Source organism: Hyphomicrobium sp., assembly GCF_041659645.1.
Classification (GTDB): domain Bacteria; phylum Pseudomonadota; class Alphaproteobacteria; order Rhizobiales; family Hyphomicrobiaceae; genus Hyphomicrobium_B.
Window position 1 is genome coordinate 91,062 of record NZ_JBAZXX010000004.1, and the last position, 21,321, is coordinate 112,382.

Here is a 21,321-nt window from a genome sequence, read left to right on the forward strand (position 1 = left end):
GACGAGTTTGAACGGCCTCCTAGGGACGAGTTTGAATGGGAATCTTATGACAATCTAATCAATTGGAATCATTGGCTCCGCGGGTAGGATTCGAACCTACGACCATCCGATTAACAGTCGGACGCTCTACCACTGAGCTACCGCGGAATACCGGGGCTAGGCCCGGAAAGCGCTCCGCATAGCAGACCGTGTCTGCGCTGGCGAGTGCTTAGATCGATTTTCTTCAGCGTCTCCAAAGCCGCCAGGTGGCGACAAGTCGAAGCACGCTTGGAGGCCACGCCCGGAATTGAACCGGGGTACGCGGATTTGCAGTCCGCTACGTAACCACTCCGCCACGTGGCCCCATTCGTATTCGCTCGACCGTATTCCCCGGCCTTCTAGGTCCCAGATCCACGGAGCCTAAATGTACAGCCCATCCGTGGCGGGAGGCGCGGGTTCCGCCGGTCGATCGAACGGGCCGAATAACACAGTCCCCTCGCTCCTTTCAAGCCGTTACGGCAAGCGCCACGAGGAAAGATTGGAGCCGCGCCGTCAGGATTTGAATTGGGGATCAAATCGGACTGTCCCGCTCGTTCCCAGCGAGTCCGCACCGGTAGGCTCAAATCAGTCAGTGAGTACCGTCTATAAGCGTGGCAAACCGTCCACATGCGACCGCTTTCCAGTCGCGCAGATATCACGCACAGCGTATAGACGGTTTTAGGGCCGAGAGGCTTCCGACGCGGAGACGAATGATGGCGAACGCCGCCTTGCAACGCAAGAATATGGTCGAAAGCCAGATTCGTCCAAGTGACGTGACGGACCGGCGTATCACAGCCGCGATGACGGCTGTCCCGCGTGAGCGGTTTCTGCCGGAACGTCTGGTTGATCTCGCCTACAGCGACGAAAGCCTGACGATCGCGCCGGGACGCGAAGTGTTGCCGCCGCGTGTCCTCGCAAAACTCATTCAACTGGCTGAAATTGACGGCAGCGACACCGTTCTCGTCATCAGCGAAGTCGGATACGCAGCGGCCCTTGTTGGCCAGCTCGCAGCCAAGGTCGTCGCGTTGCTGCCCGATGACGACGCCGCCAGGTTCGCGACTGCGGCCTACTCGGCCGTTGACGCGAATAACGTTCTTGCGGTGGCCGGTCCTGCCGTATCCGGCTGGTCGGCGGGTGCGCCTTACGATGTGGTTCTGGTCGAAGGCGGCGTCGAGTTGGTGCCCGACGGTCTGAAGACCCAAATTCGTGAGAGCGGACGCTTGGTCGCGATTGCGATGAACGACGGAATTGGACGCGCGGTCGAGCTTCACAAGCGCGGCGAGGCTTTTGCGCGTCGGGAGTCGTTCCAGGCTGCGGCACTTCCCTTGCCCGGCTTTGTGGAGGCCAAACCTGCTTTCGTATTTTAAGAGCTTGAGATTTCTGTGCCGATCGGTACATATTGCAGCGTTCACTTGGGGGCGGGGACGACGTCGCTTTGAGAAAAAGGGAGAGTGCATATTCTGCAACTCCTTCAAACAAAGAGACGCAAGCCCCTGGCGTGACTGAAATGCCGCCATAAGTTAGTCGGTGCGTTAATGAAGGGGAAACCGGTTAGTCGAACGGGGTCGAATCGGCTAGATCGGAACAATTGGGGGATCCGCTCGCTCTGTCGGGGCTGCGAGTGGAGTGCAGGTATATGCAATTGACTAAACAATCATCACAGCCATCGTCCCATCGTCGTGCGGCTTCGATACGGCGCAACACGATGACTGCTTTCGCGGTGCTTGCGGCTTGCGCGGCCTTCTCCGCGACGGCGAGCGCCGAAAGCCTGATCGATGCGCTGTCCGCAGCCTATCAATACAGTCCGACACTTGATGCCGCCCGCGCCCAGCAACGAGCGCGTGACGAAGACATCGCACGCGCGAACTCGGGGTATCGTCCCGACATCAACGCTTCGGCAAATGTTGGTCGCGAGAGAATTGGCTCGGTCTCACCAATTCCAGGTCAAACGGGACACAGCGTCGGCTCGCCGCGCGGCTACGCAATCGACCTTGTGCAGCCGTTGTTCACGGGCTTCCAGACCACGAACGCGGTGAACTCCGCCGAAGCGAATGATCGCGCCGGCCGTGAGATTCTGCGAAGCACGGAGCAACAGGTCTTGCTGGATTCCGTCACCGCCTTCGGTGACGTCACCAGAGACCAGGCGATCGTCAAGTTGAACGAAAACAACCTGACGTTTCTCGACGCCGAGTTGAAGGCGCAGCGCGACCGTTTTGCTGTCGGCGAAGTGACCAAGACCGACGTCGCACAGTCGGAGGCACGTCGCGCTCTCGGCCAGTCGGACCTCGATCAAGCGCGCGCCAACTTGAAGTCGAGCCGCGCCATCTTTGAGCAGGTCATCGGGCATCCGCCGGTCAAGTTGGTCGAAGCGAATCCGAACACCAAGCTTGTGCCGCGCTCTTTGGAAGACGCGGTAGCTATCGGTACGAAAGAGAACCCTTTGGTCGTGCAGGCGCTGTATTCGGAGCAGGCGGCGCGCTACACGGTCGATCAGGTTCGCGGCCAGCTGCTTCCCCAAGCGCAGCTGGAAGGAAATTATACCGATCAATTCGATTCCTCTGAGGGGATCGATGAGGGCACTTCGTTGTCGGTCGTTGGTCGCGTGAACGTCCCGCTTTACGCGCAAGGCGGCGCAGTATTCGCCCAGGTCCGTCAGGCCAAGCACAACCAAATTGCAGCGCTTCAGCAGATCGAAGTGTCGCGCGCGTCTGCCCAGTCGCAGGTGGTTCAGGCGTGGTCGCAACTCGTCGGCTTTAAGGCGCAGTCGGAATCGGACAAAGCCTCGATCGTTGCCAACACGACGGCCTTGAATGGCGTCCGCGAAGAAGAGCGGGTTGGTCAGCGTACGGTTCTCGACGTCTTGAACGCCCAGCAGGAACTGCTGCAGTCACAGGTCAACCTCGAGACGACAAAGCGCAATATTCTCGTCGCATCTTATACGTTAGTCTCGGCCATCGGGCGGCTGAGCGTTTCTGAAGTCGGAGCTGCAACCGCAGTCTACAATCCCGACGTTCACTACCAGCAGGTCCGTAACAAGTGGTGGGGCATCGACATCACCCACGACGACGGACGCCAGGAACATATGGATGTTACGCCGGTTAAGTAATCGGCGCACGGCCCGTCGGCCTTTGAGGGGCTGGATTTTTCCACCCCGCTCGCTTTAAATTCCAGCGGCCTCGCGCCGCCTTGAGAGTGCCGCTCTCCGGGGATAACTTCTCCGGGGATTGTTGCGGTTTTTACGTAACCTGCCACCATACTGGCCATAGATGATGGCCGCGCTGATTCTGAATGACGGCCCAACAGCTGCCTTGTGGTGCAGCAGGATCGCATAGCCTCCGTAGCAGGCGGTTGATGCAAGTAGCTGAGTTGCGAAGAAGGTAAGGTATGTCGAGACTTGAATCCAACGCTGAGCCGAGCATGGAGGAGATCCTCGCTTCGATCCGCAAGATCATCGCGGAGGACTCGTCCGGCCTGAGGTCGCCTTCGACATCGCCGAGACCCGGCGCGCCATACACTCCGGCGCCGAGAACAGCGGCCCCGCAGCCGTCACCCGCGCCCGGACCTCAGCGCGGATTTATGTCACGCGAAGCGTTCTTGAAGTCGTCTCAGCCCGCCGAGCCGGAGCCGACGCCGGAAGCCTACGAGCCGGTCAGTTCGCCCGCCACCTCCAGGCTTCGACAACGGGAAGATTTGCAGCCGAAAGAGCCGGCACGGCCGTCCGCCAAAGAGCAGGCGTCCCCGCTCAAGTCGGAACCCGTATCGCCGCGCCAATCATCTTCGGACCAGGACACGGTTTCGGTCGAATCCATGACGCTCGAAACCATGGAAATCGTGCCGATCGAAGAGGCTCTCCCGGTCGTCAAAGAAAGCGCGCCATCGATCCTCAAGGTCGAATCCGAGACGGCCGCCAAGCAAACCGTCAAATCAGATACGATCAGCATCGATGCGCAACTGACCGAGCTGTTGAGCGAAGATCTGAACGCGCTCCGCCAGGGTCGCGGGCGGGCGTCGTTGGATGCCACGGCCGCGAAAGCCGATGAGCTTAAGGTTCAGCCGAGCGAAACGCCGCGCAGTGACGCGACGGCGGCTCGGCCGGAGGCCGAGAGCAGCGATCCGTTTGCCTTCGATTTAGGCCCGTCCCCATTTGCTCCAAAGCCGGAACCGCAGCAGCCGATCCAGGTTTCGTCTGCCGCGTCGTCCAAGCCATCGCCAGCGCCGTCTCAATTGTTCGAACCGTCGTCCGCTTTCGACGCGCCGCGCATCACGGATCGCCCAAGCTATGCCGCGAGCTTTACCGAGGCAGGCTCCGCCGAGAAAAGTGCTCCGGCAAATGGTTCCCCGTATAAGAGCCCGCCGGTTCCCGAAGCCGCTCGCGTCATGCCATCGGTCAGCGTCGCGCCGCCGCAACCCGTCTTCGAATCCGAAGCGCCGGCTCCAAAGCCGCGCCAGACATTTGCCGTACCGAGCGTCTCCGCCACCCTTGGGCCGTCCCGGAAGCTGGAGCCGCTTTCAAATGCCTTCCAGCCCGCGCCGCCGCCTCCGCCGAGCGCATTGGAATCCTTCGTCCCGGCCGCCGAAATCGCGCCGGAGCCCGCGCGTAAGTCTGAGCCGGCTCGCACGCTGGAGCCGCCGGTCGCGCGCGACCGAAGCGACGAAACCGTTCTGCATTCGACGCTGCCCGTGACGACGTCGGATCAGACCTTCGATCGTCCGATGGAAGATGCCATGGCCGATCTCTTGCGGCCGCTGCTAAAAACGTGGCTCGCCGAAAATATGCCGAAAATCGTCGAACGGGCGCTTCGCCGCGAGATGTCGGAACGGCTCCTGCCGGGTCAGACAACTCAAAAGAAGCCGCAAGACTAGTTCATTGATTGAAGCGAAGAACTTCTGCTTGCGGAATTCCTCATTCCGCGAGCGATGACGTGCGGATTTTTGGTCTTACAACTTTTTTTTCTTGCGCGTGACTTTCGCCACACGGTCGCCGCGACCTCGTCTTAGGCTCTTCCTCAGCCGGGGGGCTGCATCGATCTACAGCGTAAAGATCAGCCACCCGTAACGTCCACTGGGTCAAGGCATACGCGCTGCGGCGAACAATTCCTTATCCAGAAACGACGAACCGGAGGGGCAACAACGGGGCTGCCGACGCGGTTCTGCGATTTGAAGTTTGTACGCAGAAGAGGAAGCGTCATGACAATGATCAATGGAGCGAAGCACGACGTCGAAGACATTCTGGCATCGATCCGCACCAGCATTGCCGATCGTTCGCCGATGTTCGAGAGCGAGAAGCGTGAGGTCCGCATCACGACGTTGCGCGGCCGAAGCGCGATAGCGGAAGAAGCTGCGGATTTCGAGCTGCCGGCGATCTTCAAGACCTCGGCGCAATCGACCTCCGGACGGCCCAATTTACTCGGGAGGCTAAGTGAAGCTTTGGCATCAGGTTCCCCACAAGAGCGCGAGCGATCGCGAACCGTAATCCCATTCGAGCCCATTCAAGGCCGCATGCTTGAGCCGCCGCCGGTCGACCGCGGTGAGCCGGAGAACGAAAGTCAGTCTGTGTTCGCCGAGAAGATCGCGACGGAGAATGACAGTCAGCGGCGGAATATGCCGTCGTTTTTCGACACCCGCATGAGCGGCATGAGCGCGATGCCGCAACCCAAGCCGTCGCCCGAGCCTCAGCCGGCTCCCAGGGCCGCCCCCAAGCCTGACCTGACGGCGGAATCGGCCCATCCGCCTCGTCTGCCGGGCTTTCCGCTCGGAGGGGAAGAGGGTGGCACTGTCGAAGACGCCGCAGCCCAGCTTTTGCGGCCGATCCTGCGTCAGTGGCTATCTGAAAACATGCCTAAAATTGTCGAGAGAGCCTTGCTGACCGAGACTAGCGGCGCTGGTTATACCGGAAGCCATCTCGGACCGCCGCGGCGCTGACGCATTCGACAAAACGCAATGGCAGGATAGAAGGGAGCGACGGTTGACAGCTGGCGAAGGTCGGCCTTACGACCGAGGTCGACAAATCACGGCCTTACAGCTGAAAAGCGACGCTCCCTCCAATGCTTGAAAAGACATTCCGACCGGCCGACATCGAGCCGCGTATCAATTCCGAATGGGAGAAGGCCAACGCCTTCAAAGCCGGGCGCACCGCGTCCGGAGGAAAGAACGCGGCGTACTCGATCGTCATTCCGCCGCCGAACGTCACCGGCTCGCTGCATATGGGGCACGCCCTCAACAATACCCTGCAAGATATCCTCGTCCGCTTCGAGCGGATGCGCGGCCGCGATACGCTGTGGCAGCCGGGCACCGACCATGCGGGCATCGCGACCCAAATGGTCGTCGAGCGCCGGCTTGCCGCCGACAAGCAGCCGTCGCGCCGTGAGCTTGGCCGCGAGGAATTCTTAAAGCGCGTTTGGACCTGGAAGGATGAGTCGGGCGGCACCATCGTTACGCAGTTGAAACGCCTCGGCGCGTCCTGCGATTGGAGCCGCGAACGCTTCACGATGGACGAGGGCCTGTCGAAGGCGGTCGTGAAGGTGTTCGTGCAGCTCTACAACGAAGGGCTGATCTACAAGGACAAGCGCCTCGTCAACTGGGACCCGAAATTCCAGACCGCGATTTCCGATCTCGAAGTCGTGCAGGTCGAGGCGCGCGGGAAATTCTCGTGGTCGAAAGATAGCGGCGAGCCGTTCGATGCCACCGCGCTCGCAAAGGTCCTCGCGAAGGACCCCAGCGGCCACATGTACTATTTCCGCTATCCGCTCAGCGCGAAAATTCCTGGATACGACAAGGATTACATCGTCGTCGCCACGACCCGGCCCGAGACCATGCTCGGCGATTCCGGTGTTGCCGTGCATCCCGACGATGAGGGCTACGCGGCACTGGTCAAAGCCGGTGCGAAGGTGAAGCTGCCGCTCGTCGGTCGTGAGATTCCGATCGTTGCCGATGAATACTCAGACCCTGAGAAGGGAACGGGTGCGGTGAAGATCACGCCCGCGCATGATTTCAACGACTTTGAGGTCGGCAAGCGCCACGACCTCGCGCAGATCAACATCCTCGACGCCTTCGGCAGGATCGTCGACGAGGCGCCGGAAGCCTATCGCGGCCTTGATCGCTTCGACGCGCGCAAGAAAATTGTCTCCGACTTCGACGCGCTGGGCCTGCTCGAAAAAATCGAGCCGACCGGACACACAGTTCCGCACGGTGATCGTTCCGGCGTCGTTATCGAGCCGTGGCTGACGGACCAGTGGTACGTCAACGCCGGCGAGATGGCGAAGTCCGCTATGGCCGCCGTCGAGAACGGCAAGACTGTCTTCGTTCCGAAGAACTGGGAGAAGACCTACTTCGAGTGGATGCGCAACATCCAGCCCTGGTGCATCTCGCGCCAGCTCTGGTGGGGCCATCAGATCCCCGCTTGGTATGGACCCGACGGCAAATACTTCGTCGCGCCCGATGAAGCCGAAGCCCAAAGCCTCGCCAAGGCGCACTACGGCAAAGATGAGCCGCTGACGCGCGACGAGGACGTCCTCGACACGTGGTTCTCCTCCGCGCTCTGGCCGTTCTCGACGCTCGGCTGGCCGGACGAAACGCCGGAACTCGACCGCTATTACCCGACGAGCGTGCTCGTCACCGGTTTCGACATCATCTTCTTCTGGGTCGCCCGCATGATGATGATGGGCCTCCACTTCATGAAGGAAGTGCCCTTCAAGGACGTCTACATTCATGCCCTCGTTCGCGACGAGAAGGGGCAGAAGATGTCGAAGTCCAAGGGCAACGTCATGGACCCGCTCGTCCTGATCGACGAGTTCGGCGCCGACGCGTTGCGCTTCACGCTTGCTGCGATGGCCGCGCAGGGCCGCGACATCAAACTCGCGAAGTCGCGCGTCGAAGGTTATCGCAACTTCGCGACCAAGCTCTGGAACGCCTCACGCTTCGCTGAAATGAACGAGTGCGTGCGCGAACGCGGCTTCGATCCGAAGACGGCATCGCAGACCTTCAACAAATGGATCATCGGCGAAACCGAGTTGACGGCGAAGGCTGTCACGGCCGCCCTTGAAGCCTATAAGTTCAACGAAGCATCGAACGCGATCTACGATTTCGTCTGGGGTCAGTTCTGCGACTGGTATGTCGAGTTGATCAAGCCGCTGCTGGCGGGCGACGACGAAGCCGCCAAGTCTGAAACGCGCGCCGTCACGGCCTGGACGCTCGATCAAATTCTGAAGATGCTGCATCCGTTCATGCCCTTCATTACGGAAGAGCTGTGGACGCACATGGTGGAATACGGCGTCAAGCGCGACACGCTGCTGTGCCTGAGCCAGTGGCCGAACCTCAACGGCCTGGTCGAGGCGGACGCCGTCAACGAAGTCAACTGGCTCGTCAACCTCATCTCCGAAATCCGCTCGGTGCGAACGGAAATGAGCGTGCCGGCTGGTGCAAAAATCCCGCTTGTGATCGTTGGCGCCGACGATGTCGTCCGCGAACGCATCCGCCGCAACGACGAGACGCTACGTCGCCTCGCGCGCGTCGATGAAATTGACTTCGAGGAGACGGCTCCGAAGGGCGCGGCATTGATCGTTGCGGGTGAAACGACGGCGGCCCTACCGCTCGCCGGTATTATCGATATGGCCGCCGAAAAGCGCCGTTTGGCGAAGGCGATCGAAGGCGCGGAGGGCGACCTCAAGAAAATGGACGCCAAGCTCTCCAACCCGCAGTTCATCGAGCGCGCGAAGGAAGAAGCGATCGAGGAAGCCAAAGAGCGCAAAGCCGAATTGGAAGCCGAGATCCTGCGTTTCTCCGCTGCCCTCAAACGCCTGAGCGATGCGGCCTAAAATCCGCTCTCCCTTTGGGGAGAGGGGCTACGGAGTCGGGAAATTGCCTGATCGCGCCGTCTACGCGATCGTCAGTTGAAATCCGTGAACTTTTGAACCGCAGCCTTCGCCGTCGTCAGGAATTTGACGCGCAGCTCCGTCAGCTTCCATCCGGCCGGACGAAGTTCGAGCTTGCCGAGATAGACGCGCGTCGGATCGAGCTTGTCTTCCATGTCGATCTCGAAGCTCGTCAGGCTCGTGAATTCGGCGCGCTTCACGCGATCCCACGCCCGTTCCGCGCGCTCGAGGAGCGGAAGCTTACTGTCGTCATCGTTCGAGGCATAGGAACGATAGGTCTTTCGCAGCGTGAAAAGCTGCGGCAAGCCCTCGGGCGTCACATACTTATCGACCAAGCCGTCGACCATGCCCTGTCCCCAGTAGGCCTTGAAGCGAGTCCAGAAGCCTTGGCTGGCCGCAGGGTCTTGTTCGGGATCGGGAAGATTGAGAGCCACGCGCGCAATCGAAGGTTTCAACGTCTCGCGCACGCTGCCCCACTCGATGGCAGACGCGAGATAATCCGAATTGTTGTTGCGAACGGCTTCGCGGATGCTCCACGCCGTCACAAACGGCGAACCGATGTAGATCGTCAGGGCGAGCAACACAAAACCCAACGAGACAAAAAAGGCCTTCATTCCGAGGTCCACGTCAGCGACGGCACCAACCGCCGACATCGTTCTGTTATGCGCAAATTCTGACGAACTTCAGGCCAAAGAGCAGCGGTCATGCCCGCTTCGTCACCAACGCGGCACTAAGTTTTGCTTTCGCTATCTTTCTCCGGTTCGCGCGTCTTGTTGCAAATCGATTTGAGATCCTGCCACGTTTGTGCTTCGAGAGCCGGGGTCGAAGGGTAAGCGGCCTGCGACCGAACGAGACGTGCGCGCTCCGCCGGCAATGGGTGCGTTCGAAACCAACTCATAGCGGCCGATGAGCCGCCGCCGTCTTCGGCTTCCATCTTCATGACGCGGGTAAAGAAATCGCCAAGCCCTTTCGGCGCAACGGCCGCCGCCTTCAGAAGTTCAAGCGCGTGGTGATCCGCCTCGCGCTCGGCGCCGCGCGAATAGTTCAGCTGCGCCAGCATCAGGCCGACGTTCGCCAGCCCGCCGCCGGCCGTACCCCCCATCATGATTTCCAGCGCCGCGCCGAGACCGACGCCGCGAATGATTGCCGCCTCGGGATGCATTTCGATGCCGTGCCCCATCTCGTGCGCCAGCACGCCGGCGACCTCGTCGGGGCTCTGCGATTTGTCGATCAGCCCCTTCGTCAGCGCGATCTGCGCGCCTGGAACGGCGAAGGCATTCATCAGCGGCCAATCATAGACGTGAATGTCGAACGAGGTGCCGGCTGGAACGCCTTTCGACAGCCGTTCGGTCAGCTGGTTCAGTGCCGCGATGCCCGCCGGATCGACGCATTCCTTGAAGCCAGCCGTCATCGATTCGCGCGATGCGTTGCCGAGGCGTTCTCGCCAACTTGCCGGAAGGGTTTTCGCGATCGTCTTCGCCGGGCTCCAGCCGAGCGCGTATCCGGCGCCAATCAGGGCTGCGATAAGGGCGATCAACGCGATCCAAATACGATTGCGGCGCAGTTGCCGCGCCCGTTGCGAAAGATGAGGTGTCCGCTCCCTCAAGCCTTTCGCGAATTCCGGCCCCTGGACGAACAGCGAAGCGCCGAGCTCGGTGCTCGACGACAGCAGGACATTGATAGCGTTGGACCGGATCGGCTCGTCCGCGCTGAGGTGCGCATAAAGCCAAAGGCGGCGTGGCTTGCCGTCGCCGAGGTCGATCTCGACGCCGGTCAATCCCAGATAGGCGGTGCCGTCGGCTGCGGGTTGCCCACGTCCTGCGGTAAAGCGGCAATAGCTCTTGGCGGCGAGCGACGGCTGTGCGCTCCGGCTTGATGACGGCGTCGGGGCCATCGCGGTTCTTTCTATGCTGCGGCCTATAAATGCGGCGATCCGCCATCTAAGCACGACGCTGGGTGAAGGAAATGTCTTGCCGGTGACAAAGTCGAGCCCTTGTGCGGTCGAAGTCCTGCAGCCATATCCGCCGCCCGATCGATCGAAAAAATCGTAGGCTTTCAGCCGGATCGGGAACGCAACATTAAGCATGTTATGCCGGTCGCACGGCTGATGTTGCCGTTAAGCAACTTTCTGGAAACGCCACGCCACTTTCGAGCCACAATGACCGCGCACCTGCTGAAACTTGGACCCGGCTATGCAGCGGCACTTTTTTACACGCTGAGCACTTTCGCTGAGGCCCCGTGACTGGCATCCCTGCACCATCCGAAGCGTCGGATGGAAACGGATAAGGGCAGGATGCCCAAAGAGGACTGAATGGACGCCAAGACGTTCGATAAATCGAAGCTGCCGAGCCGCCACGTGACGGAAGGTCCGACACGCGCTCCGCACCGTTCCTACTATTACGCGATGGGCCTGACCGAAGAGGACATCAATCGTCCGTTCGTCGGCGTCGCCTCATGCTGGAACGAAGCCGCTCCTTGCAATATTTCGCTGATGCGCCAGGCGCAGTCGGTCAAAACCGGCGTCACCGAAGCCGGCGGCACACCGCGCGAATTCTGCACCATCACCGTCACCGACGGCATCGCGATGGGCCACCAGGGCATGAAGTCCAGCCTCGTCTCGCGCGAGGTCATCGCCGATTCGATCGAACTGACGATGCGTGGTCACTCCTATGACGCGCTCGTCGGTGTCGCCGGCTGCGACAAGAGCCTGCCCGGCATGATGATGGCGATGCTGCGCCTCAACGTGCCGAGCGTCTTCATCTACGGCGGTTCGATCCTTCCCGGCCGGTTCCACGATCGTGACGTGACCGTCGTCGACGTTTTCGAAGGCGTCGGCATGTATTCCGCGGGCAAAATGACGAGCGCCGAGCTGCATGAGCTTGAGTGTGTCGCCTGCCCGTCGGCCGGTTCCTGCGGCGGCCAATTCACTGCCAACACGATGGCGTGCGTGTCCGAGGCAATCGGCTTGGCGCTCCCCGGTTCGGCCGGCGCGCCAGCGCCCTACGTGAGCCGCGATCACTTGGCATTCGAAAGCGGCAAGACCGTCATGCGTCTCATCGCCGACGGTCTTCGTCCGCGCGATATCTGCACGCGCAAGGCCTTCGAGAACGCCGCGATCATGGTTGCCGCGACCGGCGGCTCGACCAACGGCGCGCTGCACCTTCCCGCGATGGCGAACGAAGTCGGGATCGACTTCGACTTGTTCGACGTTGCCGAGATCTTCAAGCGCACGCCGTATATCGCGGACTTGAAGCCTGGCGGAAAGTACGTCGCGAAAGACGTCTACGACATCGGCGGCGTGCCGCAGATCTTGAAGGCTCTGCTCGAAGGCGGCGTTCTGCACGGCGACTGTATGACCGTGACCGGCAAGACACTCGCGCAAAATCTCGAAAGTGTGAAATTCAATCACGATCAGAAAGTCGTATTTCCGGTTTCCAATCCGATCACGAAAACGGGCGGCGTCGTGGGCCTGAAGGGCTCGCTCGCTCCCGATGGCGCGATTGTGAAGGTCGCTGGCCTCCATACGCTGAAGTTCCGCGGTACGGCGCTTTGCTTCGACTGCGAGGAAGATGCGTTCCAGGCGGTCGAAGACCGGAAGTACAAGGACGGCGATGTGATCATCATCCGCTATGAAGGGCCGAAGGGCGGTCCGGGAATGCGCGAGATGCTGTCGACGACGGCGGCGCTCTACGGCCAGGGAGCTGGCGATAAAGTTGCGCTCATCACCGATGGCCGCTTCTCAGGCGGCACGCGCGGGCTCTGCATCGGCCATGTCGGTCCCGAGGCAGCTGTCGGCGGACCAATCGCACTGATCCAGGACGGCGACATCATTACGATCGACGCCGAAGCGGGAACGCTCGATCTCGAAGTGAGCGAGGAAGAGTTGGAGAAGCGGCGCAAGGCCTGGAAGGTGCCGCCAAATATGTATCAGTCAGGGGCACTGAGAAAATTTGCGGACCAAGTGGGACCGGCGCGGTTTGGCGCTGTAACCCATGCGGGAGGAAAGGCGGAAGTTCACTGCTATGCGGACATTTAGGCTTGCTGTTGCAGGTAGCATTGCGTCCATTCTGATGCTCGGATCGGCGGTGGCGGGAGAGGTTGTCTTCCGCTCATCCGACGATGCGATGAATCAAGGGATTTCGGCCTTCAACGGCGGCTATTACGAATTGGCCTTGCCGGCGTTTGAAGCGCTCGAAGCCACGAAACCGCAGATCGCGCGCTATTACATGGCGCGCATCTACGGCGACAATGAAGGCGCCTACACCGACCATGGCAAGGCGTTTCACCTCTACAAGGAACTGTCCGACGAGCTTCAGGACGTCGATCCCGATAACGACGAACTTGCGCCGGTCGCCGCAAAATCCCTAACCGCCGTTTCGATGTATTTGCGTGACGGCATTCCCGATGCGGGCGTTCGTCCCGATGTTGAAGCTGCCAACCGCGATCTCCAGCGCGCCGCCCTGACCTTCAACGACGAGGATGCCCAGTTCGAACTCGCGAAAGTTTATCTGCGAGGCGAGGGGCCGGACATGACGGTCAACGGCTTCGACGATTCCGCGAGCAAGATCGAGAATGGCCGCCACTGGCTATCGCGGCTTTCGCAGTCCGGCCATCCCGGCGCCCAGGCTTTCCTCGCCGACCTGATGTGGCGTGGACGATTCGTTGAGAAAAACCAGGCGGCCGCCTTGAACCTCATCGACGTTGCCGTCGCCAATGCCGCGCCGAGCGAACGCGTTTGGATCGAAGACATTTATCAGAACATTTTCTGCAATGCCGGCGAGGGGGTCCGCCAGCAAGCGACTGGTCGCGTCGCCGAGTGGCACAATCGTTATGGACGCCGTCCGGAAACGAGCGAAAACAAAGATGGTTTGGGCGATCTGACTGTTGAGCCGGTCCGGACCTGTTCGAACGGCGAACTCGTTCGGCCCATGAGTGTCGTTGCGCCGAATGACAATAAGCCCGTGCCGCAGCCCCAGATGATCAGCACGCCATCGACGCCGGAGCCGCGTCGAACCTCGCTGATCCCGGCGGGTGCATCATCGATCCAACCAGCGAGCGGAGCGCCGGTCGCTTCGGCCCCGGTCGTCGGCTTTGCGCCGGGCGGAGCGACGGCACGCTAGTCATAAAGCGAGTTCGCAATCGACAAGCATTAAGCCGCGAGCTTGATCCAGACCGGCACATGATCGGACGGCTTCTCTTGCGCCCGCGTCTCGCGGTCGATGCCTGACGACCGCAACAGATCGGCGGCTTGGCTCGACAGCAGCATGTGATCGATGCGGATGCCGTCGTCCTTCTGAAACGCTCCGGCCTGATAATCCCAGAACGTATAAATGCCGGGTCCCGGATGGCAGGCCCGCGTCGCATCTGTGAAACCGAGATTGACGAGCCTCCGCCACGCGGCGCGGCTTTCCGGCTGAAACAGCGCGTCGTTCACCCACGCCTGCGGCCGCTTGGCGTCTTCAGGCTCCGGGATGACGTTGAAATCGCCCGCGAGAATGAGGGGCATTTCCTCGGCAAGCAGCGCCGTTGCACGTGCCTGCATCCGCTTCATCCACGCGAGCTTGTAAGTGAACTTCTCCGTTTCGATTGGATTGCCGTTCGGCAGGTAAAGTGAAACGACGCGGATCATTCGCTCGCCGAGAGCCACCGTGGCCTCAATCCAACGGGCATGCTGGTCGGCCTCATCGCCCTGCAGCCCGCGCGTCACGTCTTCGAGCGGAGTCTTCGATAGGATCGCGACGCCATTGAAGCCCTTTTGCCCATGGGTCGCGACGTTGTAGCCGATGTCCTGAAAGGCCGACGTCGGGAACCCCTCATCGACCGATTTGATCTCCTGCAGGCAGATCACGTCGGGAGATTGATGACGCAAATACGTCAGCGCCGACTCGAGCCGCGCCTTGACGCCGTTGATGTTCCAGGTGGCGATGATCATGGCCTACCATCTGCCATTCATCAGGCGCGAACGCAAATCTGGGGAAGGCTAGATCGAGAAACTCGTTCCGCAGCCGCATGACGCGGTGGCAACCGGGTTGTTGATCTTGAAGGACGCGCCGATCAGATCGTCGACGAAATCGATCTCGGCGCCTTCCATGTACTGCTGGGAGACAGGATCGATCACCACGACGGCGCCGTTCCGCTGGATCACCAAGTCGTCATCGGCTTGGCCGCCGACGAGGTCGAACTTATATTGGAAGCCCGAGCAGCCGCCGCCTTCTACCGAAACGCGCAACATCGGCGCCGCGGTTTCCGTCGCTGTAATCTCCGCGATGCGGGTTGCGGCACGGTCCGTCACGGTGATTGTCATCATACGATCAAATCTTGGCTGGCTGAAAAGCGCAAAAGTCAGCGGGGAAAGCTGGATTCCCCTACTTGTCAAAGATAGGAAGGCGTCAGGCGAAGTCAAATGCTTAAAGCTAGCGGACGATGACAACTCGGGTTAAATCGGTTTCCGATCCCCTGGATTATGGGCAAAACCTCCGTTCGGGCGAGCGCGCCCCTGCGGTCTATGCCGCAAGCGGCATGCCCTCCCGCGGCCGCTATTACTCCGAATCGGACTGCCCGACGCGTAGCCCCTTCCAGCGCGACCGCGACCGCGTGCTCCATGCCACGGCGTTTCGCCGTTTGACCTACAAGACGCAAGTCTTCCTGCCGCACGAAGGCGATCATTTTCGAACCCGCCTGACGCATTCGCTGGAGGTCGCCCAGATCGCCCGCACGATCGCGCGCCAGCTTCGGCTCGACGAAGATCTGGCCGAGACGATCGCGCTCGCACATGATCTCGGGCATTCCCCGTTCGGACACGCAGGTGAACGCGCGCTCGATACCGCCGTGAAGGACTACGGCGGCTTCGACCACAACGCCCAGTCGCTCCGTATCGTGACGACGCTCGAACGCAAGTATCTCGCATTCGACGGCCTGAACCTCACCTGGGAAACGCTCGAAGGCCTGGCGAAGCACAACGGTCCGCTTTGGAAGAAAGACTCGGCCGTCGCCAAGGTCGTGCGTCACATCGAGGCTTGGTCGCCGTTGAATCTGAGCGAGTGGCCGTCGGCGGAAGCGCAGGTCGCAAGCCTTGCCGACGATGTCGCCTATCTTTCTCACGACGTCGACGACGGATTGCGCGCCGGGCTGATCTCGTTCGATATGCTATATGACGTGCCGCTCGTGGGTCCCATCGCTGCCGATGTTCACGCCATCGCGCAGCGCGCTGAGCCGGGCCGCGCCATTTACGAAGTGACCCGCCGCATGATCACGGCGATGGTTGGCGATATCGTCGTCGAAAGTCGCCGTCGCCTGTCCGATATCGCGCCGCGCCTTCCCGACAACATTCGGGGCGCGGGCCGTGCGGCGATTGCATTCTCGGAAGGCATGGCCGCCGATCTCGCGCGCCTCAAGACCTTCCTGTTCCAAGCCGTCTACCATCATCGGCGTGTCCTCGACGTCATGGAGGAGGCCGAGAAGGTCGTCCGCGACCTCTTCGCGAAATATCGCGCTAATGCCGATGCGCTTCCCCAGGGCTGGCGCGAGGCTCTTCCGGGTCTCAATGAGCGCCAACGCGCCCGTCTTGCCTGTGACTTCCTGGCCGGGCAAACCGACCGCTACGCCCTCGCCGAGCACCGCCGGCTATTTGACGTCACTCCGGAACTGGGCTAGGCGCGAAGCCCGCTTTCCGCGCTGGCGGCCGGCTCACCTTTGGGAAGTCGCCAGCGCGCACTGATAAGGACCTCCATGAACGTCTTCGCTGATGTCGCAGCCCGCGTAACGACCGCGCTCGAAACCTTGAAATCGGAAGGCTTTCTGCCGGCCGACTTGGCGCTTCCCGCGTTCGACGCCGAGCCGCCGCGCGACGCCAGCCACGGCGACATTGCCGTCAACGCCGCGATGGTCCTTGCCAAGCCCGCGAAAATGAAACCGCGCGATATCGCCGAGGCATTGAAAGCGAAGCTCGAAGCCGCGCCGGATGTGGCGAAGGTCGAGGTGGCGGGGCCGGGCTTCCTCAACATCACGTTCAAGACTGACGTATGGCAGTCGCTGGTGCGCACCATCCTGAAGGACGGACCGGCATACGGCGGCGGTTCGGTCAGCCAGGGCGGCAAGCTCAATGTCGAGTACGTGTCCGCCAATCCGACTGGGCCGATGCACGTCGGCCATTGCCGCGGCGCCGTGTTCGGTGATGCGCTCGCGAACCTTCTCGTCTTCGCGGGCTACGACGTCACGCGCGAATACTACATCAACGACGCTGGCGGGCAGGTGAACGTGCTCGCGCGCTCGGCATTCCTCCGATATCGCGAAGCGCTGGGCGAAGATATCGGGGCTATCCCCGATGGGTTCTATCCCGGCGACTACCTGAAGCCCGTCGGCGCCGCGCTGGCTGCCGAGCACGGCCCATCGCTGCTCAACATGCCGGAAGAGCGCTGGCTGCCGATCGTCCGTTCGTTCGCGATCTCCAGGATGATGGAGATGATCAAGAACGATCTCGCCGCGTTGAACATCCGCCACGATGTCTTCTTCTCGGAAGCCTCTCTCACGTCGGGCGGGCGCGACCAGGTCAAAGCCGCGATCGAGGTGCTTCGCGCCAAGGGCCTCATTTATGAAGGCACGCTCGAAAAGCCGAAGGGTCACGACGATGCCGATTGGGAGGACAGGCTCCAAACCTTGTTCAAGTCGACCTCCTACGGCGACGACGAAGACCGCGCGCTACAAAAATCGGACGGCAGCTACACCTATTTCGCTGGCGACGTCGCCTACCACTACGACAAGTTGCAGCGTGGCTTCCGCCATCTGATCAATGTCTTCGGCGCCGACCACGTCGGCTACATCCCGAGGATGAAAGCGGCCGTCGCGGCGCTATCGGACGGCGAAGCCGATCTCGATATCAAGGTGGTACAACTCGTCCGGCTCTTCAAAGCGGGCGAGCCGTTCAAAATGTCGAAGCGGGCAGGCACGTTCGTGACGCTGCGCGACGTCGTCGATGAGGTCGGCCGCGATCCGGTCCGCTTCATGATGCTCTATCGCAAGAACCAGGAGACCCTCGACTTCGACTTCGCCAAGGTAACTGAACAGTCGAAGGACAATCCCGTCTTCTATGTGCAATACGCGCATGCGAGGGCTGCGAGTGTTTTGCGCAACGCGATCGAGCAGGTCGCCGGATTGAACGTGTCTCCTGAGGCGCTCGGCCAAGCCGACCTCGCGATCCTCACCGACACGGGCGAGATTGATCTCGTCAAGCGTCTGGCTGCTTTCCCGCGTCTGATCGAGGGCGCAGCCGCCGCCCACGAACCGCACCGGATCGCGTTCTACCTTTATGACCTCGCCAGCGCTCTCCACACCCAGTGGACCCGAGGCAACGATTCGCCACATTTACGATTTATTCAGGCAAATGACGGGGTTGCGACTTCAGCCAGACTCGCGCTGATTTACGCGACAAAGACGGTGATAAAATCGGGGCTTGAGATCCTAGGCGTCGAGGCGCCCGACGCGATGCGCTAAGGTCTCGACTCGATGATTAGGCGCAACCGCTGCTTGCGCCCCACTCTAAGGGGGTTTCCGCGATGTCCTCGCAGAACGCATTTCCCGGGCAAAATTCCGGCAGACCGCTTGCGCGCCCCACAACGCAGACGGGCAATACACAGCCGTCCTGGGTCAATCCGCAGGCGCAGCCTGTCGGCCGTCCGCCCCAGCAGCCAGCAAACGCTTGGCCGCCGCAGCAGGCGCCGAATTACCCTGATTACCAGCAGCCCGCGCCGCAGCAGTCCCCAGCCTACGGGCAGTGGAGCGAACTTCAGCCGGGTGCGGGCCAGCAGAGCGATTACGGCCGCTATCCACAGGACGCCGCCGCCGGTCAGCACGATCCTTATGCGCCGCAGTTCGAACCCTACGTTCCGCCCTCACGGCCGAATTTCAGTCAACCGCAGCAGGCCCGCCCCGCGCCGGGCTACGTCGCACAGCAGCCTCAGCAGCCGGCCTCGCAATGGCCGGGGCGTGGCGTCGAGCAGCCTCGCGGCTACGACGCCGGGAACTATGGCGCGCAACAGCAGCCCTATCCCGCCCAGCAGCAGGCTCCATCCGCTCCGACGTTCGGTCAGCAGCAATATCACGAGAGCGAGCTGAGCTCCGCCGATTGGGCCGGTCCGCATGATTCGTTCAGCCATGATCCGTACCAGCAGCAAAACGCCGACCCGCAGCTGGGCTTTGGGCAGGCGGAAGGGGGCGAGCTTGAGCCCGCCTACAACGAGGAAGAGTACGAATACGAAGACGAAGAAGTAGCCCCGCGCGGCCGCCGCTCGCTGATGATCGTCGCGGCTTTGGTCGGTGCCATCGTGATCGGTGGCGGCATGGCTTACGGCTACAAGAAGTTCACGGGCGGCGGAGCCGCGGAAGGCGAACCGCCGGTCATCAAGAGTGATGATTTCGCCGCCAAGACCAAGCCCGCCGACGCTGGCGGCAAACAGTTTCCTTATTCCGACTCCAAGATCATGGGCCGCCTTGGCGACGGCACGTCGTCGGCATCGGCCGACGAATCGAATGGGTCGGCGCAGGGCTCCTCGACCGGTACAGCCGACGGCTCGGCCTCACAGAACGACGACGGCGGTCCGCGAAAAGTCTCGACTCTGGTGGTCGGCCGCGATGGCAGCATCATGCCGACCGCGACCCAAGACCTCGCTCCGCCCCCGCCGCAGCAGAGCGGAACCGGCGTTCCCGGAACCGCGCTCGTCGATGTCTTCGGTCAGCACGGCGGCGGTGGGTCGCCGCCCGCAGCCGATAGTCCACCCGCCCAGTCGCAGTCCGCGGCCGCTGACGATGTGGCGCCTCCCAAGAAGACGAAGCCGGTCAAGATCACCACGATCAATTCGGCCGACGGCGAAGATGCGCCCGTCCCGCCGAAAAAGAAGTTCAAGAAGGTGGCTCGCGCCGAGCCGACCGTCGAAACCGATGCTACGGCTGACGCGCCTCCGGTTACGACGTCGGGAGGCGGCACAGGCTTCGTCGCCGTTCTCGCGTCCGTTCCGCATTCGGCGTCGAGCCGCATCGATGCGCTCAAGCGGTTCGCCGATATGCAGCAGAAATATTCGACTACCCTTGCCGGAAAAACGCCGGACATCGCCTCCGCGAACCTCGCGAAGGGCGTCTATGATCGTCTCGTCGTTGGGCCGCCCGGCTCACGCGAGCAAGCCAGCAGCGTCTGCACGCAGCTCAAAGCCGAAGGCTATCACGGCTGCTGGGTGACGTCGTATTGATGTCGTCGTAGTGATGCCAGTGACCCGTGCCATTCGTCCGGCTGGCGTTTCCACGCCGGCCGGTGCCATTTCAGGGACCTGGCCGATCGATAACGGATCTTGGAGAGCCAAGTCACGATGACCGCAAGCCTGATCGTTGGCCTCTCCGGTCTTTCGTTGACCGCCGACGAGCGCCGCTTCTATCGCGATGTTCAGCCGGCTGGGATGATCCTGTTCCGGCGCAACGTCTTCGACAGAGCCCAGTTCGCCCGCCTGGTCGACGAGACGCGAGCCGCCGTCGGGCGCAAAGATTTTCTTGTTCTGATCGACCAGGAAGGCGGCCGCGTCCAGCGCCTGAAGCCGCCGATCGCGCGGGCGCTGCCCCCGGCGGCGGCGTTCGCCGACCTCTACGCCGAAGATCCCGAAGAGGCAAAAGAGGCGGCTTTCGCAGTTGCGCGATTGACGGCCGATGAGCTGCGCAATTTTGGGATTACGATGAATTGCGCCCCCGTCGCAGATATCCCGGTTGAGGGCGCCCACGAGATCATCAGCGACCGCGCCTATGGCCGCGCCGTATCTCAGGTCGTGGCGCTGGCCCAAGCCGTCGCCGAAGGGTATCTCGCGGGCGGCGTCGTCCCGGTCGTGAAACACATTCCGGGGCACGGGCGCGCGCAGGCCGACAGTCATCTCTCGCTCCCCGTCGTCACGACCCCTCATCGGATTTTGTCGGCCACCGACTTCGCGCCCTTTAAAGCCCTCGCCGGACTGCCCTCCGCGATGACCGCGCATGTCGTCTATTCCGACATCGACGCCGACAACCCCGCGAGCACCTCGGCCATCGTCACGAAAGACATCATCCGCGGCGAGATCGGCTTCGATAATCTGCTCATGAGCGACGACCTGAGCATGAAGGCTTTGAGTGGACCGATGCGCGCGCGCGCCGAAGCCGTGATCGCGGCTGGGTCCGACATCGCGCTTCATTGCAACGGCGACCTTGACGAAATGCGCGCGGCGGCCGAGGGCGTGCCGCCCCTCTCGGCTCGGGCCGCCGAAAGGTTCGCCGCAGCTTGCGCTTGCATCGAGCGCTCCGAGCCTTACGATAAAGAGAGGGCTCTGCAACTCCTGGCCGACGTTTTGGACCAGCAGACTCCGATCGTCTGAATCAGTGTAGTGTCGCGACACGCGCCTCCGGGCTACGCGAGGCGACGCCCACAAGA

At 61.7% G+C, this 21,321-nt stretch carries 15 protein-coding genes and 2 tRNA genes; 11 read left to right on the forward strand and 6 right to left on the reverse strand.

Annotation, left to right across the window (positions count from 1 at the left end):
- Window positions 1–72 precede the first annotated feature (72 nt).
- Together WC811_RS14800 and WC811_RS14805 are read right to left on the reverse strand one after the other, a co-directional pair.
- A tRNA-Asn gene (locus tag WC811_RS14800) sits at window positions 73–147 on the reverse strand.
- Window positions 148–268: 121 nt separating this feature from the next.
- Window positions 269–342 (reverse strand) — tRNA-Cys (locus tag WC811_RS14805).
- A 389-nt stretch (window positions 343–731) separates the two neighbouring features.
- On the opposite strand from WC811_RS14805, the gene WC811_RS14810 reads away from it, so the two are divergent.
- The 5 genes from WC811_RS14810 (at window position 732) to WC811_RS14830 (ending at window position 8,831) form a co-directional block, all read left to right on the forward strand.
- Window positions 732–1,385, forward strand: coding sequence for a protein-L-isoaspartate O-methyltransferase (locus WC811_RS14810; protein ID WP_372645975.1), 654 nt, complete (start codon window positions 732–734; stop codon window positions 1,383–1,385).
- Between the two features lie 338 nt (window positions 1,386–1,723).
- Window positions 1,724–3,124, forward strand: a complete 1,401-nt coding sequence (locus WC811_RS14815) for a TolC family outer membrane protein (RefSeq protein ID WP_372645977.1) — start codon at window positions 1,724–1,726, stop codon at window positions 3,122–3,124.
- Between the two features lie 278 nt (window positions 3,125–3,402).
- The gene (locus WC811_RS14820; RefSeq protein WP_372645979.1) at window positions 3,403–4,881 is read left to right on the forward strand and encodes a DUF2497 domain-containing protein; all 1,479 of its coding nucleotides are present in this window, start codon (window positions 3,403–3,405) and stop codon (window positions 4,879–4,881) included.
- A 324-nt stretch (window positions 4,882–5,205) separates the two neighbouring features.
- Window positions 5,206–5,940 (forward strand): DUF2497 domain-containing protein, encoded by a 735-nt coding sequence (locus tag WC811_RS14825; RefSeq protein ID WP_372645981.1) that lies wholly within the window; start codon window positions 5,206–5,208, stop codon window positions 5,938–5,940.
- Between the two features lie 122 nt (window positions 5,941–6,062).
- On the forward strand, window positions 6,063–8,831 hold the full coding sequence (locus tag WC811_RS14830; protein ID WP_372645983.1) for a valine--tRNA ligase: 2,769 nt from the start codon (window positions 6,063–6,065) through the stop codon (window positions 8,829–8,831).
- Window positions 8,832–8,902: 71 nt separating this feature from the next.
- Here WC811_RS14830 and WC811_RS14835 read toward each other — a convergent pair whose 3' ends face one another.
- Entirely contained in the window at window positions 8,903–9,502 is a 600-nt protein-coding gene (locus tag WC811_RS14835; protein ID WP_372645985.1) for a DUF2939 domain-containing protein, read from the reverse strand.
- Window positions 9,503–9,618: 116 nt separating this feature from the next.
- The gene (locus tag WC811_RS14840) at window positions 9,619–10,974 is read right to left on the reverse strand and encodes a M48 family metallopeptidase (RefSeq protein WP_372645987.1); all 1,356 of its coding nucleotides are present in this window, start codon (window positions 10,972–10,974) and stop codon (window positions 9,619–9,621) included.
- Between the two features lie 225 nt (window positions 10,975–11,199).
- Between WC811_RS14840 and ilvD the strand changes: the two genes are divergently transcribed.
- Window positions 11,200–12,924, forward strand: a complete 1,725-nt coding sequence (gene ilvD / locus WC811_RS14845; protein ID WP_372645989.1) for a dihydroxy-acid dehydratase — start codon at window positions 11,200–11,202, stop codon at window positions 12,922–12,924.
- Window positions 12,911–14,008, forward strand: a complete 1,098-nt coding sequence (locus WC811_RS14850) for a tetratricopeptide repeat protein (RefSeq protein ID WP_372645991.1) — start codon at window positions 12,911–12,913, stop codon at window positions 14,006–14,008. The genes ilvD and WC811_RS14850 overlap by 14 nt, the downstream gene beginning before the upstream one ends.
- Before the next feature lie 29 nt (window positions 14,009–14,037).
- Here the strand turns inward: WC811_RS14850 and xth are convergent, their stop codons facing one another.
- Both xth and erpA read right to left on the reverse strand, forming a co-directional pair.
- Window positions 14,038–14,820, reverse strand: a complete 783-nt coding sequence (xth, locus tag WC811_RS14855) for an exodeoxyribonuclease III (protein ID WP_372645993.1) — start codon at window positions 14,818–14,820, stop codon at window positions 14,038–14,040.
- Between the two features lie 48 nt (window positions 14,821–14,868).
- Window positions 14,869–15,192: an iron-sulfur cluster insertion protein ErpA gene (gene erpA / locus WC811_RS14860; protein WP_372646732.1), complete on the reverse strand. Its 324-nt coding sequence runs from the start codon at window positions 15,190–15,192 to the stop codon at window positions 14,869–14,871.
- 119 nt (window positions 15,193–15,311) lie between these two features.
- Here erpA and WC811_RS14865 point away from each other — a divergent pair, with 119 nt between their 5' ends.
- The 4 genes from WC811_RS14865 (at window position 15,312) to nagZ (ending at window position 21,265) form a co-directional block, all read left to right on the forward strand.
- Window positions 15,312–16,541: a deoxyguanosinetriphosphate triphosphohydrolase gene (locus WC811_RS14865; protein ID WP_372645995.1), complete on the forward strand. Its 1,230-nt coding sequence runs from the start codon at window positions 15,312–15,314 to the stop codon at window positions 16,539–16,541.
- Between the two features lie 75 nt (window positions 16,542–16,616).
- Window positions 16,617–18,377 carry an arginine--tRNA ligase gene (gene argS / locus WC811_RS14870; protein WP_372645997.1) on the forward strand — a complete coding sequence of 587 codons (1,761 nt, stop codon included), beginning with the start codon at window positions 16,617–16,619 and terminating at the stop codon, window positions 18,375–18,377.
- Between the two features lie 62 nt (window positions 18,378–18,439).
- Window positions 18,440–20,125, forward strand: coding sequence for an SPOR domain-containing protein (locus tag WC811_RS14875; RefSeq protein ID WP_372646001.1), 1,686 nt, complete (start codon window positions 18,440–18,442; stop codon window positions 20,123–20,125).
- A 117-nt stretch (window positions 20,126–20,242) separates the two neighbouring features.
- On the forward strand, window positions 20,243–21,265 hold the full coding sequence (gene nagZ / locus WC811_RS14880) for a beta-N-acetylhexosaminidase (RefSeq protein WP_372646003.1): 1,023 nt from the start codon (window positions 20,243–20,245) through the stop codon (window positions 21,263–21,265).
- Window positions 21,266–21,321 lie beyond the last annotated feature (56 nt).

Excerpts from the sequence above, each read along its gene's own strand:
- WC811_RS14810 (WP_372645975.1), top strand. The coding sequence starts at position 732 with ATGGCGAACGCCGCCTTGCAACGCAAGAATATGGTCGAAAGCCAGATT.
- WC811_RS14815 (WP_372645977.1), top strand. The coding sequence starts at position 1,724 with ATGACTGCTTTCGCGGTGCTTGCGGCTTGCGCGGCCTTCTCCGCGACG.
- WC811_RS14820 (WP_372645979.1), top strand. The coding sequence starts at position 3,403 with ATGTCGAGACTTGAATCCAACGCTGAGCCGAGCATGGAGGAGATCCTC.
- WC811_RS14825 (WP_372645981.1), top strand. The coding sequence starts at position 5,206 with ATGACAATGATCAATGGAGCGAAGCACGACGTCGAAGACATTCTGGCA.
- WC811_RS14830 (WP_372645983.1), top strand. The coding sequence starts at position 6,063 with ATGCTTGAAAAGACATTCCGACCGGCCGACATCGAGCCGCGTATCAAT.
- WC811_RS14835 (WP_372645985.1), bottom strand. The coding sequence starts at position 9,502 with ATGAAGGCCTTTTTTGTCTCGTTGGGTTTTGTGTTGCTCGCCCTGACG.
- WC811_RS14840 (WP_372645987.1), bottom strand. The coding sequence starts at position 10,974 with ATGCTTAATGTTGCGTTCCCGATCCGGCTGAAAGCCTACGATTTTTTC.
- ilvD (WP_372645989.1), top strand. The coding sequence starts at position 11,200 with ATGGACGCCAAGACGTTCGATAAATCGAAGCTGCCGAGCCGCCACGTG.
- WC811_RS14850 (WP_372645991.1), top strand. The coding sequence starts at position 12,911 with ATGCGGACATTTAGGCTTGCTGTTGCAGGTAGCATTGCGTCCATTCTG.
- xth (WP_372645993.1), bottom strand. The coding sequence starts at position 14,820 with ATGATCATCGCCACCTGGAACATCAACGGCGTCAAGGCGCGGCTCGAG.
- erpA (WP_372646732.1), bottom strand. The coding sequence starts at position 15,192 with ATGACAATCACCGTGACGGACCGTGCCGCAACCCGCATCGCGGAGATT.
- WC811_RS14865 (WP_372645995.1), top strand. The coding sequence starts at position 15,312 with ATGACAACTCGGGTTAAATCGGTTTCCGATCCCCTGGATTATGGGCAA.
- argS (WP_372645997.1), top strand. The coding sequence starts at position 16,617 with ATGAACGTCTTCGCTGATGTCGCAGCCCGCGTAACGACCGCGCTCGAA.
- WC811_RS14875 (WP_372646001.1), top strand. The coding sequence starts at position 18,440 with ATGTCCTCGCAGAACGCATTTCCCGGGCAAAATTCCGGCAGACCGCTT.
- nagZ (WP_372646003.1), top strand. The coding sequence starts at position 20,243 with ATGACCGCAAGCCTGATCGTTGGCCTCTCCGGTCTTTCGTTGACCGCC.